Source organism: Arthrobacter sp. KKT183 (genome assembly GCF_055657625.1).
In genome coordinates this window covers 54,259-77,755 of record NZ_JBVMVW010000002.1, presented here as the reverse complement: position 1 = coordinate 77,755, position 23,497 = coordinate 54,259, and the positions used below count along the sequence as shown (strand labels likewise).

General features: G+C 60.4%; 24 protein-coding genes and 1 pseudogene. 6 read left to right on the top strand and 19 right to left on the bottom strand.

The window, feature by feature from the left end; all coding sequences use genetic code 11:
- Window positions 1–5 precede the first annotated feature (5 nt).
- The 4 genes from ACZ2GY_RS17695 to ACZ2GY_RS17680 form a co-directional block, all read right to left on the bottom strand.
- Window positions 6–998 (bottom strand): hypothetical protein, encoded by a 993-nt coding sequence (locus ACZ2GY_RS17695; RefSeq protein WP_471673648.1) that lies wholly within the window; start codon window positions 996–998, stop codon window positions 6–8.
- A 499-nt stretch (window positions 999–1,497) separates the two neighbouring features.
- Window positions 1,498–2,571 (bottom strand): Shedu immune nuclease family protein, encoded by a 1,074-nt coding sequence (locus ACZ2GY_RS17690; RefSeq protein ID WP_471673647.1) that lies wholly within the window; start codon window positions 2,569–2,571, stop codon window positions 1,498–1,500.
- A 5-nt stretch (window positions 2,572–2,576) separates the two neighbouring features.
- A complete protein-coding gene (locus ACZ2GY_RS17685; RefSeq protein ID WP_471673646.1) occupies window positions 2,577–2,855 on the bottom strand; it encodes a hypothetical protein in 279 nt (92 codons plus the stop codon).
- 35 nt (window positions 2,856–2,890) lie between these two features.
- Entirely contained in the window at window positions 2,891–3,112 is a 222-nt protein-coding gene (locus ACZ2GY_RS17680; protein WP_471673645.1) for a helix-turn-helix transcriptional regulator, read from the bottom strand.
- A 281-nt stretch (window positions 3,113–3,393) separates the two neighbouring features.
- Between ACZ2GY_RS17680 and ACZ2GY_RS17675 the strand changes: the two genes are divergently transcribed.
- The 4 genes from ACZ2GY_RS17675 (at window position 3,394) to ACZ2GY_RS17660 (ending at window position 6,693) form a co-directional block, all read left to right on the top strand.
- Window positions 3,394–3,837, top strand: coding sequence for a hypothetical protein (locus tag ACZ2GY_RS17675; RefSeq protein ID WP_471673644.1), 444 nt, complete (start codon window positions 3,394–3,396; stop codon window positions 3,835–3,837).
- Window positions 3,838–3,942: 105 nt separating this feature from the next.
- Entirely contained in the window at window positions 3,943–4,335 is a 393-nt protein-coding gene (mobC, locus tag ACZ2GY_RS17670; RefSeq protein ID WP_471673643.1) for a plasmid mobilization relaxosome protein MobC, read from the top strand.
- Entirely contained in the window at window positions 4,336–5,898 is a 1,563-nt protein-coding gene (locus ACZ2GY_RS17665; RefSeq protein ID WP_471673642.1) for a relaxase/mobilization nuclease domain-containing protein, read from the top strand.
- Window positions 5,899–5,919: 21 nt separating this feature from the next.
- Window positions 5,920–6,693, top strand: a complete 774-nt coding sequence (locus ACZ2GY_RS17660) for a hypothetical protein (RefSeq protein WP_471673641.1) — start codon at window positions 5,920–5,922, stop codon at window positions 6,691–6,693.
- Window positions 6,694–6,861: 168 nt separating this feature from the next.
- Here the strand turns inward: ACZ2GY_RS17660 and ACZ2GY_RS17655 are convergent, their stop codons facing one another.
- The gene (locus tag ACZ2GY_RS17655) at window positions 6,862–8,274 is read right to left on the bottom strand and encodes a type IV secretory system conjugative DNA transfer family protein (RefSeq protein WP_471673640.1); all 1,413 of its coding nucleotides are present in this window, start codon (window positions 8,272–8,274) and stop codon (window positions 6,862–6,864) included.
- 988 nt (window positions 8,275–9,262) lie between these two features.
- On the opposite strand from ACZ2GY_RS17655, the gene ACZ2GY_RS17650 reads away from it, so the two are divergent.
- The gene (locus ACZ2GY_RS17650; RefSeq protein ID WP_471673697.1) at window positions 9,263–9,430 is read left to right on the top strand and encodes a hypothetical protein; all 168 of its coding nucleotides are present in this window, start codon (window positions 9,263–9,265) and stop codon (window positions 9,428–9,430) included.
- 162 nt (window positions 9,431–9,592) lie between these two features.
- Here ACZ2GY_RS17650 and ACZ2GY_RS17645 read toward each other — a convergent pair.
- The 13 genes and pseudogenes from ACZ2GY_RS17645 to ACZ2GY_RS17585 all read right to left on the bottom strand — a co-directional run.
- Window positions 9,593–9,976 (bottom strand): annotated as a pseudogene (locus ACZ2GY_RS17645) (poly(ADP-ribose) glycohydrolase domain-containing protein); the annotation flags it as partial.
- A 19-nt stretch (window positions 9,977–9,995) separates the two neighbouring features.
- Entirely contained in the window at window positions 9,996–10,598 is a 603-nt protein-coding gene (locus ACZ2GY_RS17640; RefSeq protein WP_471673639.1) for a hypothetical protein, read from the bottom strand.
- Between the two features lie 150 nt (window positions 10,599–10,748).
- The gene (locus ACZ2GY_RS17635; RefSeq protein WP_471673638.1) at window positions 10,749–11,885 is read right to left on the bottom strand and encodes a protein kinase domain-containing protein; all 1,137 of its coding nucleotides are present in this window, start codon (window positions 11,883–11,885) and stop codon (window positions 10,749–10,751) included.
- Window positions 11,882–13,006, bottom strand: a complete 1,125-nt coding sequence (locus ACZ2GY_RS17630) for a hypothetical protein (protein ID WP_471673637.1) — start codon at window positions 13,004–13,006, stop codon at window positions 11,882–11,884. Before ACZ2GY_RS17630 ends, ACZ2GY_RS17635 begins: the two co-directional genes overlap by 4 nt.
- Window positions 13,007–13,041: 35 nt before the next feature.
- A complete protein-coding gene (locus ACZ2GY_RS17625) occupies window positions 13,042–13,716 on the bottom strand; it encodes a vWA domain-containing protein (protein ID WP_471673636.1) in 675 nt (224 codons plus the stop codon).
- Window positions 13,717–13,729: 13 nt separating this feature from the next.
- The gene (locus ACZ2GY_RS17620) at window positions 13,730–14,203 is read right to left on the bottom strand and encodes a DUF4913 domain-containing protein (protein WP_471673635.1); all 474 of its coding nucleotides are present in this window, start codon (window positions 14,201–14,203) and stop codon (window positions 13,730–13,732) included.
- Window positions 14,196–15,989 carry a type IV secretory system conjugative DNA transfer family protein gene (locus ACZ2GY_RS17615; protein ID WP_471673634.1) on the bottom strand — a complete coding sequence of 598 codons (1,794 nt, stop codon included), beginning with the start codon at window positions 15,987–15,989 and terminating at the stop codon, window positions 14,196–14,198. The genes ACZ2GY_RS17620 and ACZ2GY_RS17615 overlap by 8 nt, the downstream gene beginning before the upstream one ends.
- Window positions 15,986–17,566 (bottom strand): helicase HerA domain-containing protein, encoded by a 1,581-nt coding sequence (locus tag ACZ2GY_RS17610; RefSeq protein WP_471673633.1) that lies wholly within the window; start codon window positions 17,564–17,566, stop codon window positions 15,986–15,988. The genes ACZ2GY_RS17615 and ACZ2GY_RS17610 overlap by 4 nt, the downstream gene beginning before the upstream one ends.
- The gene (locus tag ACZ2GY_RS17605; RefSeq protein ID WP_471673696.1) at window positions 17,567–19,075 is read right to left on the bottom strand and encodes an SCO6880 family protein; all 1,509 of its coding nucleotides are present in this window, start codon (window positions 19,073–19,075) and stop codon (window positions 17,567–17,569) included.
- Window positions 19,056–20,429, bottom strand: coding sequence for a TrbL/VirB6 family protein (locus ACZ2GY_RS17600; protein ID WP_471673632.1), 1,374 nt, complete (start codon window positions 20,427–20,429; stop codon window positions 19,056–19,058). Before ACZ2GY_RS17600 ends, ACZ2GY_RS17605 begins: the two co-directional genes overlap by 20 nt.
- Window positions 20,429–21,172, bottom strand: coding sequence for a DUF8175 domain-containg protein (locus tag ACZ2GY_RS17595; RefSeq protein ID WP_471673631.1), 744 nt, complete (start codon window positions 21,170–21,172; stop codon window positions 20,429–20,431). The genes ACZ2GY_RS17600 and ACZ2GY_RS17595 overlap by 1 nt, the downstream gene beginning before the upstream one ends.
- A gap of 19 nt (window positions 21,173–21,191) precedes the next feature.
- Window positions 21,192–21,488 carry a hypothetical protein gene (locus tag ACZ2GY_RS17590; RefSeq protein WP_471673630.1) on the bottom strand — a complete coding sequence of 99 codons (297 nt, stop codon included), beginning with the start codon at window positions 21,486–21,488 and terminating at the stop codon, window positions 21,192–21,194.
- Window positions 21,489–21,528: 40 nt separating this feature from the next.
- Window positions 21,529–22,116, bottom strand: coding sequence for a DUF6668 family protein (locus ACZ2GY_RS17585; RefSeq protein WP_471673629.1), 588 nt, complete (start codon window positions 22,114–22,116; stop codon window positions 21,529–21,531).
- A 164-nt stretch (window positions 22,117–22,280) separates the two neighbouring features.
- Here ACZ2GY_RS17585 and ACZ2GY_RS17580 point away from each other — a divergent pair, with 164 nt between their 5' ends.
- Window positions 22,281–22,787, top strand: a complete 507-nt coding sequence (locus ACZ2GY_RS17580; RefSeq protein ID WP_471673628.1) for a phosphatase PAP2 family protein — start codon at window positions 22,281–22,283, stop codon at window positions 22,785–22,787.
- On the opposite strand, the gene ACZ2GY_RS17575 is transcribed toward ACZ2GY_RS17580, so the two are convergent.
- Window positions 22,784–23,449 (bottom strand): hypothetical protein, encoded by a 666-nt coding sequence (locus ACZ2GY_RS17575; RefSeq protein ID WP_471673627.1) that lies wholly within the window; start codon window positions 23,447–23,449, stop codon window positions 22,784–22,786. The two genes, ACZ2GY_RS17580 and ACZ2GY_RS17575, sit on opposite strands and share 4 nt — an antisense overlap.
- Window positions 23,450–23,497 lie beyond the last annotated feature (48 nt).

Below are 23,497 nucleotides of genomic sequence, written 5' to 3'. Positions count from 1 at the left end.
ATCTACTATAGCTTGTCGGTCTGACGGTCCACGGGTTCTGTCTCAAGACTCTGTGCGATGTTCTGCTCCTGCCCATCTACGTTCGGTTTCTTGAGTATCGCGACTTCCGAAGCAGCTCGCGCCTTCTCTAACTCTTGAACTAGCGTTACTGTTCGGTACGAAGCAGCAAGCATGCCACCCACTGCTTGCAAGATGGGCCAGTCGTCATCCGTCAGCTGTGCTTCATCCGTACTGTCTAAGGTCAACATGCCATGTCGCGGTTCGGTGCGTCCGATTGCCGTGGCCACAACCACTTTGTAGGTACTTGCTGGGCTAGGGGTAACTTTCGTTTTACCTTGTGCAACCTCAAAGCGGTCGGTCGCCCCACTGCTGATCAACTGCTTCACCTGCTTCAATTCGTCACCCTTGAAGGAGGCGCGCGGTTGCTCGGGTCTGCCCTCCGATCCGGCGTAAATCGGGTTGCCATCTCGATCTAACTGGTAGAGCGTCGATCGAGCTGCATCCTTCTTGGTGCTCGCGCCGGCCGTCTGATGCAGCATCGTCAGGGCCATTCGCTTAAACTGCCCCAGTCTTTCAGCGGCCTCCGTTGAGGTTCGTGCCAACGGGATCTCCTGAAGGATTCCTGCTGCTGGTAAAAGTGCACCTTTCATCGCTCGGTCGTAGTCCTTATGGGCCTGTCTCGCCTGTCGCAGATTGCTTTCAAGGAGCGCCACTTTAGCCCGTAGGTTGTTCTCGGAGGTGGTGACGTCGTATGTGAGAAGTGCTAGAGCTGCCGCCAGGGCCGCGATCAAAAAAGCGATCAACCAGACAGTGACCGAGATCCTTGGCTGCCACGTCGGAGAAAAAGTGAGAACAGCGAATACAACCACCATGAGGATGTTCACTAGCGCAGACGTGAGAGCGAGACGTCTTTGCATGCTCTTCTCGAGGACGTAACGAGCAAGCCGATCCCTCAGCTGACTGATCCGGGTCAGAACATCACCTTTGGTTTTGTGCACTAGATGATCCTAGTTGGGCTCCACGTCGATGAGCGCGGGGCAGCTGCCCTGTCGATCTGGTCGTTATCATCGAGGATTCGAATAGAGTGAGAGCGTTCTCTTTCGGCCGCAGTGACTCCAAGCAAAAATCCCGGAGCCGGTAGGTGCTGGGCCTGGGACCTAACGGGAAACACCTCACCGCCAACGGCAGGTCTAGGACCCGACATTCCGGTCCCGAGTCGTCCTTGTGTGTTTGTCGCTAATTGCCGGCAGGAGGGGCAAGCGTGAGGTTGAAGGAGAAGTGCAGGCGAGAGGGTGTGTCTCGGTCGAGAGTGTTGCAACCCATGGGTTGTGAGAGGCCAGAAGGATGCAGTCGGGGGAGCTTCACGGGATGAAACAGGAGGGCAACGGGCATCTCGACACCTGACTGGCGAGGTTTTCGAGGGGCGTTCGCCCACCGGCCGTGCAGAAGCGCGCCCCGCAAGAGCCTTCCTTGGTGATGCTGAACAAAAACTGGTCTTCATCGAAGGTGACTTCTCAAGCTGCCCAATAAAGATTGAGCCCGGGATAGCAAGTCGTCGTATGTGAGCACCTCGATTGAGGGACTGTTGATCTGCCACTGCGCCAGCTTTGTTGACGCTCGCTCATCAAGCGTCGAACGTCGACCGATGACGAGCAGACCCCTAGGCTGGTTGATGTTCGGCAAGTGAGAGCGCGCATAGGCAATATGGGTTGCTGTCCAGCTTTGAAAGTCGAGCACCTGCCCGAAGGCGTGAGTGAACTCGGCGGTGAAGTTGTAGGCGTTCGTGAAGATGCGATCCTGCGGCTTTTCGATCTCCACGACCACGTAGGAATTGTCATGTTTGCGGACGACGAAGTCCGTTTTGAACTCCAATCCAAGCGGTGCCAAGGGGACTACTTCCGCGGCGATCGGGTCGAGAAAGATGGGATTGTCGGTAAGGAAATCTTGGTACTCCCGTTCCGGTACCTCCTGATTGATGAGATCGCTAAAGCTGTCGATTGTGCTCTGTGTTAGGCGCAAGCTAGCGTCTGCCGTCGTGCGGAGGAAAAAAGATACGAATGAGGCCGGAGTGCGAGCATCTTCTTCCATGTGCATTGGTCGCATGAACTGTTGGTGATTCGCGACCCATAGGATGGCTTCCATCAGATCCTCGTCGGTCAAGGAATCGATGATGAGATCGGAAAGCGTATTGCGGGCTGCAGCCACTTGTTCAGGCCGAGGAAGCTGACTATGAACTTCTTCGTTGAGGAAGGACGTCCTTGGTGAGATCCCTTGAGAAACATCCCACAATGCTTGGATGAGGGCGGCCCTAGAACCGATCTTCGCATTGCTCGATGCGACGGTAGCGAGGATTTGATACCCAGACGGTCCTGATGACATGCAAAGCGCGAAGGCTGCAAGTTGCCGAATTGCAAGCTTGGCCTCGGGGAAACTAGGAGAACTATGCAGAAGGTCGCGGCATATAGATAAGCCGGCCTCTGCATCGCTCGCCAAGGTTCGCGAGACCAGCGTGTGAAGCTCGCGTATCCCTTCCGCTGAAGCGAAGTCGTCAGGGTCTATCGGTGTAGGCACGGCGCTTACCGCTGGCCAGTTAAGGAAGTCTCGCGCCGGCTCTCCCGACGTCTACGCGAGGCTGTACCGTTCTCAAGTCCGAGCTTCTTGAGCTCTTCAACGCTCCAGCCGTCTTTGGTCGCGCGAACGTAGGCGCGCTTGTCTTCGCGTTCGGCTTCGGCGAGTTGTTCTTTGAGGTCGGTGACGCGCTGGCGTGCTTTGACCAGGGCGGTGACGGACTCGATGCGTGAGTCGAGGAGCGCGCGTGCTTGTTGCTGTGTTTGTTCGATGCTTATGTTTCCCATGGTTCAACCCTATCTATGACGTTCCTGGTCGTTCGTTATGGCAGGCACAGGAGTGCTTCCTCGTTGACAGGTACATGGTGTAGGTGAGCGTTGATCGGATCGGTGAACCATTCGTCCAGGTCGTCGGTCCCGTAGCGGATGACGCGGGTGCTGATTCGGTAGTACTGCGGTCCGGTACCAGCCCGGCGCCAGCGTGCGAGTTCGTCGGTTGGCACACCGTACTTCTGTTCCACCTGTTTGGGCGAGATGAGGGTCATGGGTTGGGTCTCCTTTGCTCTTTGTTTGCCATCGTTCCTTTCGGCAACGCCGTCATTACTTGGCCGCGAAGTGAATTGGCAGGTTGGAGTCGGGGGAACGTGGAATACCGGAGGGAGCGAAGCGAGTGAGGATATGCCGCGAAAGCCGCCGGCGGAGACTTGCCAAGAGAAGGGCGGACAGTACCTTCAACAGTCGAAACGGAACGGCGCAGCCGTCATGTCATCCGGGCGCGGAGTGTCTCAGGTTCCGCTCTCCTGCTCTGCTCTGCCAAGTACCGCGGGTGAAAGGGAGAGCGGAACCGCAGAGCAGAACCGCAGAGCAGAGCAGAGCAGAGCAGAGCAGAGCAGAGCAGAGCAGAGCAGAGCAGAGCAGAGCAGAGCAGAGCAGAGCAGAGCAGAGCAGAGCAGAGCAGAGCAGAGCAGAGCAGAGCAGAGCAGAGCAGAGCAGAGCAGAGCAGAGCAGAGCAGAGCAGAGCAGAGCAGAGCAGAGCAGAGCAGAGCAGAGCAGAGCAGAGCAGAGCAGAGCAGAGCAGAGCAGAGCAGAGCAGAGCAGAGCAGAGCAGAGCAGAGCAGAGCAGAGCAGAGCAGAGCAGAGCAGAGCAGAGCAGAGCAGAGCAGAGCAGAGCAGAGCAGAGCAGAGCAGAGCAGAGCAGAGCAGAGCAGAGCAGAGCAGAGCAGAGCAGAGCAGAGCAGAGCAGAGCAAGCTATACAGTTACGTGCCATAACTGGGTTCGATCCTCGACAGGGCGTCTAGGATCGGTCACACTGGAGTGTGAAGCCCCGAGGATTCGGGGGCGCTGCGCTGGGCAAGGGGGAAAGGCGGGGGACACGTGACGAATGAGAAAGTTCCTTCCCGTCGTTTCGGCCGCCGTCGGCGTGCAAACATTCCCGGTCAGACCCAGTATGTGCGTGTGTCGATGTCAGAGATGGAGCGGGCACGGCTCCTCGTCCTGGAGGAGCAGACGAACCGGACCGCCTCCGAGATTCTGGTGAGTGCTGCGTTGTACTCAGATAACTCGGATTCGCTGGCGGAACGACGAGCGTTGGCGGTCGATCTGATGCAAGCGCGCCGGTTGCTGGCATCAGTCTCGAATAACGTCAACCAGATCGCCCGGCACGCCAACGCAGGGGATGAGTTTCCACAGGATGCCGCAGCGGCTGTAGCTGCTGTGCGGCGACTTGCTGACCGGATGTACGAGGTCGTCGACGGGTTGGGCCGGTAGATGATTCCCAACGTTTCACGCGGCGATCGTATGACCGGTCTGATGGTCTACCTGGCTGGACCAGGACGGGCGAATGAACATACGGAGCCGCACCTGGTTGCAGGTTCGGCGCCGATCATGGCGTGGCATGACGACACCGAACTGAACCGTGATGCGGCCGTTGCAATCGGTCGGGAACTGGAGCAGGCGAAACGCGTTCTCGATGTTGAAGTGCCCGGTGGTCACGTCTGGCACTGCTCGCTCAGCCTCAGAGCTGAAGAAGGCGATTTGTCCGACGAGCGGTGGGCGGAGATTGCCCAAAACTTCATGGACGAGATGGGTTTCACCGAGGCGAGCGGGAAGGCTCCTGCATCGTGGGTTGCTGTGCGCCACGGCCACAGCAAAGCAGGGAACGATCACATCCATATAGCTGCGTCCATGGTGCGTGAGGACGGCACGAAATGGAGCCCCCATAACGACTTCCGAAAGTCCCAGCAGGCCTGCCGGGGCTTGGAAAAGAAGTTCGGGTTGGAAGAGCTCTCCAGCGTGTACGCCTCGAAAGGAATCAAACCAGGCGAGCGGGAAGCTTCGGCCCGCCGAGGGTTCGCAGAGCCGGAACGCCACTCGTTGGCGAGGAAGGTCCGCAGCTGCGCGATAGCGTCACAGGATGAAGCGGAGTTCGTGCGCAGAATGCGCCGGACCGGTGCCCTGATTCGGCCGCGTTTCGCTGCTGGTCGGGATGATGTCGTAACGGGTTACCGGGTGGCAGAGAGACCGGTGAACGGACAACGTCCGGTCTGGTACAGCGGCACCCGCCTGGCTAGCGATCTGACCTTGCCGAAGCTGCGCAGCCGCTGGGAGGACAGCCCACAAGCAGCTACCGATGCGGTACAGGAGTGGACGGCGGCTCATCGTGGCCGGCGTGTGGTCAACGCGGGCCGTGAGTTGAGCGATCCTGACCCGCAGATGTGGCAGCGGTACAGTGATGAACTCTCCGAACTGAACAGGTCACTGGCCTCAGTGCCTATCGACGATTACGTGACGTGGGCTCACGTTGCCCGCGAGACATCGGGTGCGTTCGCGGCCTGGTCCAACAGTGTTGAAGCCGCCCCGGGGCCGCTGGCGGCGACAGCGGACCGTCTCTCTAAGACAGCCCAGCTGCGCCGGTACCCGGTGCAACCGCAGCGCACTATGGGCCCGTCAGCCATGGGCGCGGCGAAGATCCTCTTAACGGCGACAAGTAGGAACCAAGGCGCGGCGCAGGCGCTGATGCTGATACAGCTGGCGAACCTCGCGAAGTCGATCCACGACATGCATAAGGCGGCCGGGGACGTCCGTGCGGCGCAGCAGATCAACACCGTCGTGAAAGAGCGTCTGGCGACCGTGGCTGGTGTGCTCAACCAGAAGCCAGCGACAAACGTACAGAGTCCGGCTCTGGACAAGGAAACTGCCGCAGCACTGGCTCTAGCCGGACGTGATCACAGCACGCCAGGCACTGGCGGGTCAGTTCTTCCTCCGAAGATCCAGCCGGCCCGGAAGCCGACATTGACACAACAGAAAACCGACCGCGGCAACGAACGCTAACCAGGTGAAGGGGATGAGGTTATGAGTGAATCAGACGGAGTGGACGAAGCCGTTGAAGGACTTTCACGCACCGGCATAGCTGTTGCAGCGAGACTGGGAGAACAGCTTGCCCGCATGCGTGAGCAGTCGCTACGCGAACAGCAAGCATCCGACGAACAGCGTGCCCGAGAACTCCAGGCTCGTTATGAGTCTCAACGGGAAGCGGCACGAGCCCAGCTCGCGCCGACGACCGACAACCGCTGGTGGGATCAGGCACGTCCGCAGGATATTGAGCGTGTCCACGAGGCGGCCACGGCCTGGAAGCAATTCGATCCCACCGCCCAGGAAGCGGCCGAGCGCATCCGGCGTGAAGTCCAGGACCGTTACGGCGTGGACGTCGATAATCCTGGTGCTGAGGATCGAGCAGTCAGTGAAGCGCTGGCACAGGCGGAACGAGACCGGGCGGAGGTCGACCGCCAACGCAGTGCAGGAGAGCGCGACGGGGCCGAAGCCGCAACAATAATCGCGGAGGCTGGTCGGGAAGATCGAGACCGGGCGTCGGCGGTCGAGTCGGAAAACCGCGCGGCCAGCGACGCGGGACCGCTGTACGACAGCGAAGAACGCCGGCAAGCATTCGCAGCATCACTAGATGGTGTAGCGGACGGTGAGACTATCGGTGCGAGGATTTTGGCTGACCGTGACCAGGCGACTCCGCCTAGCGCCGCCATCGATGGGAACCCGCGCAAGATGAGGCCCGCGAAACGCGGCGCTAGCACTTCACGGCGGCAAAAACTACAGTCCGAACGCTCGCGGTAAACGGCCCCACTTCATCATTTCCCGAAAAGGCGCTGGATCGGGAGGGCACTTCCCTATAGCGGATTCCATAGGGTGCTTGATTCAGTAAACAGCTTTCGTAGGTTGTATTGATACTGCAAAAGACGTCCCAGTCCACTCCACTAAATGTACAGGCTGAGATTCGGCGAGCTACGAGCCGCCGCGAGCAAGCTTGCCCTTCAAAGCGGTGGAAGGGCGGTCCACTGGCTCGGCTGTAACCGGTGAGCTGGACCCGATGACGAGGCCTCGACCTTTCAGCGTCGGGCTGCGGCTGACCTTCCCCCCGTCATGATGAATAACGTCTGGGCTCGGCTCAAGGGGTTCCCGATCATCGGCGCACCCCTCGGCGCGAGTCGTCAGCGACGCGGGGGCAACAGGGGCTAGCTCGCGCGTGAGATCAACGAGGAACGGCTTCGGGGAAAGAGGCTTGGAATAGACGACCGCGGTCCATTCTCCAAGCGGGGGATGCATAATCTCACGAGTTCCAAGGACGTCAATATGCTCAGTTGAGGCCGTCGGCACTCGTCGGCCGTGGGAATCGATCCCGTAGGTCACTGTCTCGACGGTGTGCTGACCCAACCGGGCTGCGAAGTACTTCGCAGTCCGATCTGTGGCTCCAGGCAGGACGATGAGGGTTGCGCAGTTACCCAGTCGCGTTTCGACCTCGCCGGCATCGCGGCCGAGCTGGTCGACATTCTGCAGACCCAAGACGATGCCCACATTGGCGGAACGGGCAAGGTCAAGAAGAGCAGACAGCTCGATGCGGCTTGCGTACTTGTCGACTTCGTCAAGTACAAGCAGTACGGGGGGACGTTCACTGCCGAAGCCGGCGAACATGTGGCTTCGCAGCATGCCGACGAAGGCGGCAGCCGCTGCTCGAGGCGGGAGGCCTGAACCGACGGGTGCCCCGATGACCGTGAGTCCACCGTCAGTCAGGCATTCGTCGAGTGAGAAGTCGGACCGCTCTGTCGCAGCTCGTGCGTTGCCCTGCGTTGTCCAGGTCAATGCGTTCGACAGGCCAGCGGTGGCAAGGCCGTAGTCGTCGTCGGGCATCGAAACGAGATCACTGACATTGACGGCCTCGCTCGGTAAAGCGGATGCGAACTTCCGCAGTGAGGAGCGATCCAACAGCAGGGCATAAACCATTTCGAGCGTCGGGTTCGCAATCCCGGCGGTAACGAGGCGGAGCATGCCGCCCAGCCAGCGATGGTCCCGCTCCTGGAAGTGCTTGTGCTCGGACTTCGTATCAACTTCTCCCAGCAACGCGGTCACAAGGGATTGCAGTGCGTTCTCGTCCTTAACCTCGTCAAGAGGATTCCAGGCCGCAGAAGCAACATGTCGACGCGAGATATCCCACCGCCGCACCATCGCGGGCAATGGGCGACCGCCGCGGACTCGTGACACTTCGTCGAGAAGGTCGCCCTTCACGTCGACTGCGACAACCGAAATCCCAACATCCATCGCCTCGGATATCCACGGAGCCATTACAGAGATGGTCTTGCCCGATCCAGTGGGCGCGATTACAGCTGCGTGCCGATTCAGGGTTCCCCACCCGAGCCACATCGGGGTGCGTGGAGTCCCATGGGGATGGCATATATCGCCGACACGAACCACTGCATCGGAAGCTCCTGGGTAGTCACGTGGGAGGCCCACGCCGCGGTAGTCCAGAAAACCAGTCGCACCACCGGGTCGATCACCGGGGGCGAGGATGCCGGATCGCCGAGCCCGCCATGATGCGCGCGAGCGTACGTCGGCCATCTTCACAGCGAGGCTATCGCCAGCGGCAGCACCGCTTCGACCAGCCCAAGAAAGCATCGACGCCCCAGCCCGGAAGGAGTCGAAGAGGAGGCCCACTACTTGCTCCGCTTCGGCAGGGAGGAAGCCCGATTCGTGTCCCGGCTCCGCTCACGAGAAAGCGGATCATGAACTCTGGACGGGGTGAGGTCCTTCGCAGAAGTGATCGATCCGCGAAGACGTTCGTTTTCCCGCTCCAAATTATCCGCCGCTTGCCCGACGAGCTGCTGCACGCTCGAGGAGTCGGCCGTTCGCGAGGACTCTGCTCTCCGAGTATTATCCAGCTGAGGGGCATCGGGAGGCGGCAACGCGGGCGAGGACATCGTGACATCAGCGACAAGTTCGATCGTCACCAGAGCGTCTGCGATGCGCCCCTTGACCCCGTCATTTCGATCAGCCATTCGGCCCCCAACCTATCTCAGACAGCAGCCCTTGATTCGATAATCGTACAGCCTCCCTCTAGGGCCAACATTGAGAACTCTGGTATCAGCGGTCAGATACCAGCAGACGGTGAGGGCTACCATGCTCGGGTTCCCCGTAGCCCGGGCCTCGCTCGCATGGGCCCGCGTCAGGGCGGGGCGACGAAGATGCTCTTGAACGCTGCGAAGTTGTCAGGCGACGCGGAGCCGACGTTATTGATGGCGAACGCAATGACCGTGAAAGCATTGCTCATTCGTTCTATTTCCTCTCGGTAGATCGCAGCTACTTCGTCCGGCGGATTACCGAAAGTGCCGCATCCGAAAGCACTGAGCACTGCATGTCTGATTCCAGCCGAGCGCAAGGTGCTCAATTGGGCGATGATGCGCCGACGCATCTCTTGACCGTCGAAGTTGGCACCATTCCGCAGATCGACGGCAGCGGACCTCAGCTCGTAGAAGGGGAAAATTTCACCGTTATCGAGCCATCGGTAGCCCAACTCATCTGAGCTCGTGTCTTCAGCTCCTCGAATGCATACTCGAGGTGACTCGGTATCCAAGAGCACCCGTCCGTGCTTCGCCTGAATTAATTCAGTCATGTGAGGTAGGTATCGGTCCGTGTTGGAATCATAGACCTCGTTGCCGATGGAAAAGTGGCAGTCCGTGCGCCGGAACATGTTCTCTTCTTGGGCAGGTGCTCCCTCAACATAAGCGCCACCGGGGACGTACGCATTCGCCATGTTGAGAACTGCGAAGGTGACCCCCAACCGTCTTGTAAGGCTCCCGGCGAGATCCCCCCAATCCTGGGCTTCTACAAGAACGGTCGTAAAGGTTGGTGGTGACTTGGCCGTGTCGGACCATTCCGCAAGGTTCCTGGCGGCGATCTCTTGGTAGTAACCTGGAGCTGCCTGAACGAAGGCAGCGATAGTATCTCTCAGAACCGCTCGGCGAACTGCGCGCTTGCGGTTGCGGTCGCCACGCGAGTGCGCGGTCTCGTCACTGATGAGCCTTCGTCCAGTAGACAGGGGATCACCATCCCTCGCACTGCAATTCATCCAGGACTCCGATGTACGTTCACTGTGCTTTCACCTCGGAAGCGCAGGCCCACTCCACAGGGTCTCGGTACTTCAACTGCCAGATATCCTCGCCGTCCGCGCACGTCGGCTCCTCCGACGACACAGAAGTCACGATTTGGGTGACAAGACGCAGCGCATTCACGTCAACTTCCAGTTCGGCAGCAATATCGGGTGCTTCGTCGATAACCCACTGGTCGGGGGTAGCGTAGCAGGGCACGAAAACTGACGGCCATCCGCTTCCCGCTCCACTCTCGGATTGATATGAGAGGAAGCACCGCCCGACGGCCGGAATCTCATAGAACGAGATTGACTGCCCCGCCGCGTCCTCGGCCGACTGGCAGTAGAGCGCGCACTCGTCAGCACCGGTTACCAGGGTAAGGGCGGTTGACTCGGCGCAATCCACAACGTGCGACGGGAAGTCCGCAACGTCGCTGTGCAGCAGCTCGTACCCGGGTAGGTCAAGGCACTGGCCTGGTTGGACTGAGGGGCCTGTGACGGGGACGGCGCTGGCATCGGGGGACGGGGAGCTAAGGAAGCGATCCGACAGCCACCCTGCACCGAATCCCAACGCAATGCACAGTATGGCGACAAGGGCAACCAAGCCCCCAGACCAACGCCGAGCGGATGCTGCGTTCGATAAGGCAGGAACGGAGACTGTTAGCGGCGGCAGCGGCGTCTCGCAGACCTTGCATACAGATTCGTTGCCAATCGCCTGCGTGTCGCACACTTCGCATGTGCGCACCGACAGCGCCTACGTCAAATCTTTGCGAGGGGATGCAAGCTTCCCTCGCAAAGCGGACGTTGTTGCAGACGGTTTCTCTGCCGCGGCTACGGAGGCGGACTTCGCTGCCGATGAAGTCGATCGACCGATCGACAGGCCTCTTCCTTTCAAACGAGGAGTTGCGGGATCAGCGATACCAGAGGCGGAAGTCGTGCTGCCCTTCGACGCCCCTTTCTTCGTGCGGGTGCCCTTCGTTTCCAGGTCCCGAATACGCTTGAGAGACTCCGAGACTTTGCCGATCACAGGCCGCGCATCAGGGTCCAGTTGCATCATCGAGAGCAGCAGTTCGTCTATGTCCGGCCATGAGGACGCCAAGCCCGTTGAGATCACCTGACCACGAATGACAGCCTGCGCAACGTTGCCTGTGCCGGCGGACTTGCTCTCGCCCTCCCTCGGGATGATCCCCGGAAGCTCCCCGGCGAAGTACTGGCAAAGAACGATGCCGAGTGCAAAGATGTCGGACGCACAACCCAGCCGCTTTCGATCACCCTCCCCTTGGATGTACTGCAGTAGCTCAGGAGAGTAGTACGTGAAGTCTCCAACCACCTCATCCGGCGGCGGTGGGTCGCTCACGCGGTACGAGTCGTCGAAGTCGATGAGCTTCGCCACGAAGACATCCTTCGAAGCGAGCTTCGGCAGAATGTTGGCCGGCTTTAGATCGCCATGGACGATGCCCTGCCGGTGTAAAATCTCTAGACTATGCGCGATCGTGAGGGCAAGGATAACCCTGTTACGGGCTGGTTCGATGCTGGTTATCTCGCCGATGCTCAAGGACGAGGTCTCGATTCGATCTGTGACCTTGTAGTATTTGGCGCCGACCCGGAAGAACTCGCGTGTGACGACCAGATGACCGCCGGCGCCAGCGAGGCCGGAGAGCGATTCGAGTAGCGCCTTATGGTGTGACTCAAACGTCTCGCAGACCTTGCGCTTCTTGGCTTTCGTAGCGGCGGAACCGGGGCCGTCTGCAAGCGGATAGGTTGGGCGCAGGAACTGCTTGATGAAGTACGTATTTCCGCTCTTCTCAGCGAAAGCCCACCTGCCCATTCCGCCGCCTGCAGTTGTCCAGTCGCTAACGATGCGATAGCCGTTGATTATTTCTGTGCTCACGACTGCTCCGTGCGAGCTGAGAGTTCGTACGCGGCTCGGTATGCGTCCCAGCTGGACTGGCGAACTGCCTCGAGTTTGGCATTCGCTGCTGCGGCTTCGGCGTTCGCAGCCTGTACGGCTTCAGCGGCGCGATCAATTCGCTCGGTTGTCATGGCGGTGTCGCGAGTGCGCTGCTCCAGCTTTGCCTTCATCTCCGCGAAATCGTGCCAGCCGATTGCCGAATAAGCGAGGGTTGCATCGTCCTGGGTGTAAGCGGCTATTTGTTGCTCCAATGTGGTGCTCCACTCGGCGAACGAGTGGGAACTTGAGATCGTCTGTAGCAGAAGGTTCTCAAAGTGCATCGGCGTCGGGATGTACCCGAACACGCCGTCAGTTGCTGCAATTACCATGAATGGGCTCGGGCCAATTTCAATATCGGCGGATTCTAGGTAGAAGTCCCCGTCCGCTCTCGCGCAATTACTCAGCTCGGAATCCTGAAGGAGGTTTTGCATCGCGTCATTCGGTATGGCTAGGTGGTCGCGAGTGAGTTGGCGGAGGCCGCGATGGTCGAGGACATAGACGCGTGAATCGCCTGCCCAGAAAGTGGTGCAAATGCGAGCATGCGGAACATTTTTGGGCTCACCGAGGCCAACGCGGGCTACAGCTACCGTAGTCGGTAGCTTACGAATCAGGCGTCCTCTTAGCACCGACGTCTCGCCTCCTACCGTCTGAAGGCTGCGCTGGAGGTTCCCTGCCAGTTCCACTTTGAGGTCTGCGGCAGCGACACGGCCACCTGCCCGCTCTAGAACATCGCGCGATACGCGCGACGCAACCGCAGCCCCGATTGCGGCGCCGCTTTTCCGCCCCTCGGCAGTCTCGTAGACTTCAGCGCCCGCGCCACCGAGACCGTCGAAGACGCCGAGCACGACTTGATCCTGGCGGAGCGATACTAGCGGGTCAGCATCCTCACCCTGCCCAGGTCGTTTGTCGAGCCTTATGGCGTCGGCGTATACCACTGTATCGAGCGAGGTGACTGCGTTGTCCATTACTGGGTTGGCCACCGAGACACCTACTTCCTGGCCGTGCTCGGGCGTGGGATCGACTACCTCCAGCGAGGGGTTAGCCATCTTATCCATCTTCACTCGTCGTTCCTTTCGGCGCCGAGAGAAGCACCACATCAGACGCTATTGGCGATTGTGTCGAGGATGGCCGAGTAGTCAATGTCCTTGAGGCCCTGGCCGCCCCGCGACGGGAAGTGAATCGCGTTTTCCCAGTTCGCGGAGATATCCGACCAGCCCGCCGCATCCGGGGAGAAGAGGATGAGCCGTTTGCCCGTGGCCGACATGTATGACTGGCCCTCCCAATCATCGGTGAGCTCGTCGAAAGTCTTGGGCAGACCGGACGGGTAATGCGGCAAGTCTTTGCCAGCGGCCTTCTCGAGCTGGTGCGCGGAGGCGTCGGTCCAGACAACGATGATTTGGCGTTGGCGGGTACCCTCCGACGTCCACTCCGAGCGGATAGCTAAGGCGAGGGCCTCCAGGCCCGACTCCGGCTCGTCGCCGCCACCTGCGGGCCGCAGGTCCTTGACCTCCGCCGCGAACTGGCTGACTTGATCGGGAAGTTCGAAGAAGGGGCTCTCCGAGATAGACGCGGCGCCATCGACATAGAAGTCGCGATAGCCGACGATCCGCACGCGAAGCTTGTCAATTTCCTTGTCCTTCTCGGCAAGCGCTGCGCGGATGTCGTCATGGATCGCCAAAGAGTGTGTCTTCACCTCCTCCAGGATTGGCCCCATTGATGCTGTCAGGTCAATAACCAGTACGAGATCGACCGCGTATGTCAAGCCCTGCATATATCCCCCAGAGTCAGTTGGTACCGATTAGTTTTGCATAAGTTGGCTCATTAGGGGATAAAAAAAGACCAACTGGTGGAGGCGTGCAGGGCAGGGGGGCTAGCCGTGGATTATGGCCTCTTTCGGGTGTGCAGCCTTTGAATGGACCATCAGTGGAGAGGAGGATTGGCATGTGGTGGTCGGCGTGGTCTCGCCACCACGAGCTCATGCCGGTCTGGCCGTCGCGGCGGAGGTCTTCCCATGCCCTCCACAGCGCTTCTAGGCGACTGATTGCTTCGCCGTGTCTCCACCATTCAGGACACCAGGTGTGGCCTCCCTGCACGTTGAGGGTGCGTCGGTAGGTATGCGCTAGGTGCTCTTGTACGAACTGGTCGACTGTGGCGAAGACGAGGGAGGGCTCTTCGCCTGCACCATGAGGAGAGTCGGCAGCTTTAGAAGCGTCGACGTCGTCTTCCACGTCGTCCCAGTTCCCGAGGCCCTCAACCATCGTTGTTCACCGCCTGAACCCACTTGTTGTTTGAGGTTGGACTGGGCGCAGAGACGAGCGGCTCTGGCTCCTGCCGGGAGCCTGGGTCGTGGGCGGCGATAGAGGCCTTGATCTTCTCGGCGTCGGGACCAGTCATCCATGGCGTGGTTTTGATGAGGACCGGGCGGATGCCGGAGGCGAATACGATCGCTCGTCCGCGTTCTAGTGACACGAGGTCGTCAGGTTCGAGGATGCGTTCTTTCCGGTTCGGATCAACACTGGTGCTCCTGCCGTTCTTGCCCCGGCTGGTGGTGCGCCCGGTGTACTGGTAGTCGCCAATGAATTGGGACAGTTCGGTCATGAATTCGGGTTCGGCCACACCTCCGCCGTACACCTTGATGTTGGACGCTGACCAGAGCTTACGCATCCCTTCTTTTCCCCAGACCGAAACGCCCTGCGCGTAGGACTGCAGGATCGTCATGAGAACGATTCCGCGGGAGCCGTAGTGGCTGTACTGGTTCGGCAGTTCTTTCCATCGGCAGACGTTGGCTGCCTCATCCAGGACGCCGACCATGGGAGTGGGTAGCCTTCCGCCGGGGGACACCACGGCGTAGGCCTCAGCGGCTTCAACCGTGGCTACGGTCAGCGCCGTGACGAGAGGGCCGGCGGTGCCGGTTCCTTCCTTGGAGAGGCTGTAGAGCGTGTTCTTGCCCCGCACGAATTCTTCTGGGTGAAACTCCCGCCGGCGGTTCGAACCGCCCTGCGGGTTCACCCAGGGCGCCACCGTTTGGTTGGTCAGGCAGCTCACGTACCCCAAAGCGGTGCCGTAGATACCGTCGCGCTGCTTGTCGGCGTAGTTCATGATGCTGGAGAGCGCATCAGCGTTCATGGTGTAGCCGTGCTGTCGGAGGATTCCGACTGCCTCGTCCTCGTTGGGGTCGGTCAGCCAGGCGTGAATCTGAGTGATCGGCCGGTCATCGCAGGAGGCCGCCAACAGTAATGCTGTGAGTAGTTGCTGGCCGAAGCCGTCGAAGAAGGGATCGATCCGGCTGCCGGGTTCACGGGTGCCCGTCGCGAAGTGCTCTGCGAGATTTCCCGCTTTGTTCTCGTCAGTGACGTAGGAGAGAGGATTCCACCACCAAGTAGGTTGTTCCCCGGCCACGCCTTGAGGATCGAAAACCCACACTTCACCATGTTCTGCCCGGACTTCACGGGTGGCGTCGGCCACGTCGCGCTTATTGGAGGTCACCACCACAGCCCCAGGAGCGGACACAATCGCCGGAATGGCCCGTGAGGTGGTTTTTCCCGTTCGCGGGCCCCAGATATCGACGTGCATATCCTCCCAGCTACCGAAGAGGTCCTGCCCGGAAATCACCGCTTTACCGATCGGCACGCCCGGAGAGTCCGCCACACCGAGACGCTTCGCAGTTTTCAGCGCACCCTTGCGGGTCAGCGGGAGCAGCGCCTTACCTTTGGCCATATGAGTTGCAGCACGATCAACCCGTTTCTTCCTGCCCCCGGAACGGAGCGCGAGAATCACAATGCCGGTGATCAGGAGGAGGACAGCGGCACCGAGACCGCAGGCGATGAACGTGGATTCAACCGGCCACGGGATTTCTTGCTTCAGCACACCGGCAACGAGTTCCACCGGATGAACCGGTGGAGCGGCGATGCCGGCCAGTGAGGAACCCCAGTGCGTGGCCACCCACGCCCCCCCGACCACAACCACGATTAGCCCGAGGATCGAGAAAAGAACAATTCCTTCGGTGAAGTCTCCTGCACCGCCCTTGCGGTTAGGGGCGCTCATGCCGGACCTCCTGCCGTCAGTGGGGCCGCTGCCGTTTCGGCGAGCAGCGGAGCATCGTTGGTGCTGTGCCAGCGCTTATTCGTGTCATTGAGCTTCGCTTCAACGGCGGTCAGCCCGATGTGGACGGGGATGCCGGGCCGTCCGCCTACTTTGATGAGGAACTTCCCCCGTCCGGGCGGTTCAACGTCCAGACCGCGAGAATCCCACGCGGGCGGATCTTGCCAGGACACCAGTTTTTGCTGTTCCTGCCGGGAGAGCGGAATAGCCTTGGTCAGCAGTGTCATTTCGGCGGCCGGGAGGCCACCACAGATGACCATGCCCGAACGCTCGACAAAGCCTTGGGCCTTCATCCTGTCCTCTTCGGCAGGCAGGGCGAGAAGGTCACTCATGGTGTGGGAAATCATTACCTGTCCCACACCGACAGAGCGGTTTAGGCGGGTGAGCGCATCAACACGGTCCACCATGCCCTTACCGGCGCGCAGCGCCCGCCACAGCTCATCCAAAACCACGAAATAGTGACGACGAGGCTCCAGCCCGGCATCAGCCAGGGCGTGAGCAACGTTGACCGTGGCGAAGCCGTAAGACCAGCACGCCAGCAGCACAGCAGCTTGGAGATCGGTTTCCGTTTCGTCGATGGTGGATACGTCGAACACCACGGCTTTACCGCGTTTCATCGGTTTTGAAGTGTGACGGGAGAAAATCTCCCCGAGCTTCCCGCCGCCCGTCAGGCCGAGCAGCGTAGCCTCCAAAGCCTTGGTTTCCTGCTGGTAGAGCTTCCAATCGCCGCGATTGAGAGCGACCTGCTGCAACTCGTCCGGACCGTCCTGGATGACTTTGAGAAGATCCCCGAGCACCGGAATGCCCTCAAAGTGCTCATCGAGCCACCGCAACGCCCGGTCGATAATGGTCTGTTCCTGATCCGTCGGAGGCTGGTTCCGGCTGATCGTGATGAGTGCAACCACCATATTCAGGCGCCGCCCGTGAGCGTCAGCACGGACCCGCACCGCAGCATCCTCGTGGCCTTCGTCCTCGAGGAGCTGCGCCACCTCAATAGCCTGACCGGGATCCAGAATGTTCAAATATCCGACGCCGCGGCCGAGCTCGATTACCTGCCCATCGAGCGCATCGACCATGTCAACGTATTCGCCCTTCAAGTCCCCCAGGACCAGCGGACTCGTGCCCTGTCCAGCCAAACCAATACACATTCGGCGCACCAGCGTGGACTTTCCAAGTGCTGGCTTACCGAGGATGAACGCCGAGGGGTTGGAAATCAGCCGGGCGCGCTGAAACCAGCTGATCGGATCACAGCAGACCGTGGCCTGCGTTTCCTCATGCTTACCCAGCGGCACACCGATCATGGGAGAGGACGTACCCGAGGAAAAAGGCCACAGCCCACACACCTGAACTGTGGTTCCCCGGTACTCCCGCACCGAGGGAACCAGTGCCGCTGCGCCACCGCCACGGCCACGCCAGCCCCGCGCACCAGGTACTTTCTCCCGGACCACCGGGGCTTTCTTCTTCTTCGGCTCCACCGGCTCTACGTGGTGCCGGTTCTTCTGGAGCTTCATACGCGCCATTTAGAGCGCCTCCCGAATCTCAGAGGGCAGCAGGACGTGCTTGGGCAGCACCAAACCAATCGGCAGTGACGCCGCAAACGCGGTGTCTTGCGACCCATAAGCGCGGCGTAACAGCAACCGCGCAGCACCGGAGGTTTGCTCAATCGCCGCCACCGCGTCAGGGACCCGGTCCAGACCGTTGACCGTGGCCGTGACCACCAGGCCGAAGTTCACCAGCCCGGCTCCCTGAGCTTCTTCTGCCGCTGTTTGCGCCGCCGAGCGGGCATCGACCAGCGCACGGGCAGAGGGACGGTTACCGGAGGTAATGCGGACGTTGGCATTGTTCTGATCCCGTTCGACCAGCTGAGCCGCCCGGGCCGAATCCATCGGACGGTACAGCAGTGTGACCCGCTTACGGTCCACGTCCCCATGCGGGGCCAGAAGCTTGGAAAGGACGTTGGCATGGACAGAGCCACGCGGAGCGCCGCTCATGGTCCACGACGCCGAATATGCGCCCTCATGGCGGTAGTTCTCCCAGTTGGTTTGCGCACCGGATGGGCCGACCTCGCCCCAGGTGAGTTCTACCGGGTGCCCGGAGGCGTGAGCCTCGTCAATGACCAGTGCAGCCGGTGGATCGTAGGCGACCCGGACAACCTCACACAGCTCTTGTGCTGCCATAGGGCGGGCGATACCCGCCCCGGTTGCCTGCAACCGCTGAGACAGCCCAGGAAGCCGGGAGGCGAGATCCTTAGCGACTTCCTGAGGTTCGCGTTTCCGGGACCCGGAACGCATAGTGGCATTGAAGGTGAGGGTGATCCACGCCCGGACCGTTGCGGAGCCTTCCGGGTAGGTTCGGATGACTTCGCGCAGCATTTCCTTGGCGATATCCGGTGCGTTCTCGTCGATGTTCATTTCGACTTCGTTGCGTAGCCGGTATCCCGAATCCGGGGCCGTCTCCACCGTCACGGATGCTGCTTCAATGCCTGCCTCATCCCCCAGTGCGGAGATCCAGCCGCCCCAGTTCGCCACCCATGCATCGACCTGTTCAGGATCGACCAGGGACGCGCCGTCCGGTTCGGTGGAAAAGATCACCGTGAAGTGACTGGTAGTGGGCATGTGCAGCATGGCGAACGGGCGATTGTAGGAGTCTTTGAACTCGTACAGCCGCGACTTAGCGGCAATACCGGGCAGCTGATACATGCCCCAATCCGTCACACCAAGAGGCCCGGAACGGTAGAGGTTCGTTCCCTTCCGCCGAGCACGGCTGAACACTGCCCGAGCGCCTACCCGGTCCACAACCGTCTGGCCGTGCTTGTCCTTGATCGTCAGCAGAAGCAGGACGATGCCAAAGACACCTATCACTCCCAAGCCGACGAACAGGCCCCAGATAGCGAACGAAATAATGCCGAAGATCAGGCCGACGAGAATGATCCCGGTGCCGATTGCCCCGAATTTGCCCAGCCCGGCAGAGCGCGGAACACGCCAGTTTCCGTAGGTTGGTTCTCTATACTCACTGACTGTTGCTGCCACTTGGACCATCCCCTGCTGCTTCGTCTGAGACCTTCTTTATTGCTTCTGCGCCCTTGGACGCAGCTGACGCGGCCGCACCCGCAGCAGCTCCAACAGGGCCAGCTACCGCGCCGGCCTTCGCTCCTGCCGCAGCGCCGGATGCAGCACCGCCGCCGCCCGCTCCAGCTCCCGCCATAGCGGGAACACCAGCAGGCGTACCCGAGAGCGCACCGGATGGACCAGGACCCTTCCCACCGCTTGAGCCGGGCGTGGGCTTGGCTCCACCAGAACCGCTACCCGTAGTCGAGCTGCCCGAAGGAGAGGACTTACTACCGTCTCCACCGCCGCCGGGCGCCTGCCCGCCGTTCGAACTGCTGCTAGCCGGAATGGGAGAGGCACTCCCGCCACCGCGCCCTGCAGCACCAAGAGACCGTGCACCAGATGGCATCGCGGCCACAGCCGCAGCTCCCGCGCCCGCACCCATACCGCCGCCACCGCTCGCGACTGCGCCCACCATGGGCGTCACGAACCGCATCAACGCTGGAAGTGCGACCAGAGCAACGACCATCAAAGCGATACCGGTGATCGTATTCAGTAGGACATTTGCCCCGGACAGCTCACCGTCCACGAGTCGGAATGCGACCGCGTACACAATGGCCGCAGCAGGTTTGTAGAGGATGAAAGCGAGAGTCCAGCCAATGGTTTTCTGGAACCATTGCTTACCCATTTCTGTGTTTGTGAAAGCCGCCGTGGTTGGCAGGATTCCTGCGAGAATGACCAGCATTCCGCTGCGAACCACCATCAGTACGATTTGCATTACCGACGTGATGATTCCGACCAGACCGAGGATGATCACCATGAAAACGGCTATGTTCGTCCCGCCCATCAGCATCATGGTCTGGATAGCCGGGGCGAAGCCGGTGCCGTCTGTGGCCTGATCGATAATCCACGAGGAGAATCCGTCAGAGGCCACGATTAGAAACGCGATAACAGCCAGACCCATACCCGAGACGAGTGTCAGAGTCAGCAGGGAGCGGACGAGCTCGCGCACGGGTGCGCCGCGCTGCTCCCAGATCAGGCGTGTGCCGCCGACGATGACCGCCAGGACTGCCAGTGCAGCTGTCCAGTACCAAAGGCCATCCTGCAAAAACGCGACAGTGGGAGAACCCGTCACACCGTCATTAGTAGTCAAGTTGCTCGTAGGCATATCGACCCAGAAAGTGGAAAGCGCGGTCACGACCTGACTCAGTGCCTCAGCAATAGCGCGAGCCAAATTCTCAATAGCGTCACCAACGGCAGTACCAATCCAGTCCTCAGCTACCTCTCCGCCTTGGCACCAGAGATCCCAAGGCGCGCAGCCCTCTTCTCCTTCCATCAGACTTCTCCCCATCTGATGTAGTCATTGAGGTTCTGGAGCTGTTGGAGTCCGGTATTACCAGTGGGAGGAAGGTTAATCTTCCAATCGCCGTTTTCCCAGACAAGTGGCGTCGGAAGTGACCCAAAGGACCCATTTTCCGTTTCAACCGCGATATCAACCGTGGCTTCCTGATCTGTATAGCTGCGGAGAATGAATCCTCTAATTTGCATCCCAGGGACGTTTTGCGAGCCGACTTCTTCCCCGCTGCCGATAGCTTCGAGAGCTTGATCTCGTACCGAGCTGTCAGCCGCCAGTTCCTGATAAAGCTTTGCTGGATCACCGAAGAATCCGGTTGCCCAGATATTCGCGGCGGCATACAGCGCACCAGCTGGTGTCTGCGCAAAGCAGGATCGGAACCCGCTCTCGTCGGTCACACCCGGTCCCGATGTTTCCGGTGCGCTGGGAACGGCCATGGTTCCGACGAGTTCCCAGTCACTTTCAGGGGCCGCGCCCAAAGCGGTGTCGTCGTTGCCAGGTAGACCACAGACGCTGTCCGGCGTCTCTTCCGGTGCTGTTGTCATCGAGCTGGGCGCGCTGCTAGTTGGCGCTGCAGTTCTTGCGTCTGGTTCATCGTCCCCACGAGGCAGGAATGCAATCACGGCCACCGCCGCGATTAGTGCAACGATCAGGGCGGCGGACAAGATGAATGCGGGCCGCGTGAATGGATTGCGGTCATTTTTGTCGGGGGAACTGTCACTCATGGGTGATCTCCTGACTGGTTCAGACGAACGCGGTTACGAGTCCGGAGGCTCCTGCGACGATGACGCAGCCGGCGAGTACCCAGCCGAGGCGTGCGAGTCCTTCGCCCCCTTCGCCGCGGCGGGTCTGGATCATCATGGTGATGCCAGCGATGATGACCCCGAGGACACCCAGGGCGAGGGCGATCCATGCAGCCCACTTCAGGATGGTGAGTAGTCCTTCTGAGCCGGGAGGTGCCTCTCCCCCGCCAGGGTTTGGCACTTGGGCAAGGATGTCTACAGCGGAGATCTGGAGACTGAGAGCTGCTGTGTGGAGCATGGTGAGACCTTTCAATCAGAGGTGATGCGGCTGCCTGGTTTCAGGGCAGCAGTGAATTGACTTCGATGATGAATTTGCGGGTGTCGCGTGGCAGTCGTTCTGGTGCCACGTCGCCTGTCCGCCAGGCTTCCACCCATGGCAGATGCCAGAGTCGCGGTGCTCCCCCGCCGACGATGGTTTCCAAGTCGCGGAGTTCTTTGGGGAGTTTTCCCGGAGCGTCAGCCAGTACGGCAAGCCCCAGAAGTTCCACCTGTGGTCCTTGCGGTGCGGCCCACTCAATGAGCGCCCGCCGTGCAGCTTCCAGCCCGTTCATATCGGACCGGCAGACCAGCAGAACACGGGGAGGCATCCCCGCATCCTCGAACACTGGCCAGGTGTGCTGTGTGGAACGGGACCCGTTGATCAAACGCGTTACCGCGCTCTCTCCCGCTCCCCCGTGTACACCAACGATCCAGAGTGCGGTGGAGCCAGTGACGTACCGGCGAGGAAGCCGGTCAGCTGCGTCAGGTTGAGGGATCCCGCGTTGCGGTCCAGCAGCTCCGGTGACTGCTGGTACGCGAGAAATAGGGGGTATGGCGGCCTCTGGTTTACTAGGTGTAGCTACCGCAGCGATCCATCGATTAGACACATTAATCAACTTATCAAGAACAATTGATCTTTGTGAACACACGTTCGAGCGATAACGCTATTTCGACCTCTATGCCTCTCGGGGGAACCCGTCAGAGCTATCGAGCGGCGCGCTGGGTGACGGAGGCTGGTGCTCCGGCGGTGCTCGTTACGGTTCTGCTGCTTTTGAGTAGCATCTCGTCGGTAAGTGGGATCGAGGGTGTCCTGTACGGCTTGGTTGCTGTGCTGTTTGTGACCGCGCTGCCGTTCCTGTGCGTGGTCCTCCTTGCTCGGAGGGGCCGATTGGCGGATCACCACATCAGTGTTCGAACGCAGCGAGCTCCTGTGCTTGCGGGTGCTTGTCTGTCGTTGCTGCTTGGGCTTGGTGTCCTGCAGCTGCTCGGTGCACCGCTACAGCTGACTTTTATGATTTTGGGCGTTCTTGCCGGGATTCTGGCTGTCTTGGCAGTGAACCTGGTGTGGAAGCTTTCGGCTCATGCCGCAGTGGCGTCCTTCTTCATGGTCGCTATGATCATGCTCTTCGGCTGGGTGGGTCTAACCAGCGCCGTCGTTCCTCTTGCCGTCTGCTGGTCTCGCGTACGCCTCGGCGCTCACACCACGCCCCAAGTACTCGCCGGCACGATGGTAGGGATATTGGTCGGCACCGGATTCGTGCTGTTGACGGTGTCTTAGAGGCGTGTCTTGCTGCGCGGGATGAGGTTGCGTTGCCGCCTTAGGTCCAGTCGCCGCGAAATCCACGACAGGGTCGGAGCCAGGGCGACAACAACCAGCGCCGAGTATGTGACGGCGTCGATCGCAGACTGCATGGGGAACCAGAAGTCCAACCCATGCCACAAAGGCAGCGTCGTCACCAGGCCGAAGCCGGCGGCAAACAAGCCAGCAGCCCAGCGCGCTGACGGTATCCGTGCGCTGCATCGGGCAGCGCGGGTGCATCCCCGAACGAGGGCGGCGGCGATGAAGGCCGGGTACAGCCGACTGATAAACCGGCACGCCTCTACCCAGGGTTGATCGGCGTAAGCGTTCAACCCCATCGAGCTGGTCGGCACATCGGCCATAAAGAAGGTGACGGCGGTGGCAGTAATGCAGAGGGCAAGTACACGTTTACCGAGAGGGCCGTTGATCGTTTCTTTCGCCTCGAATGAGCCGACTGCCCCCGCGACTCGCAAGCCCACAATGGTGAAGACCCCGATCAGCAACAAGCGGGATGCTAGGTTCGCGAGGTTTATTCCACCCAGGGCGGCGTCCACTGCGGCATAGGTGTCCGGGATGGCCAGGGCTAGTACGGTGCTGATTAGGGCGAAGGCACAAAGTGAGGAGCGATTGTGGCCTCGCATGGCTGCTGGAATTCGAGTCAAGGTTAGAACTGAACACAGGACCAAAAG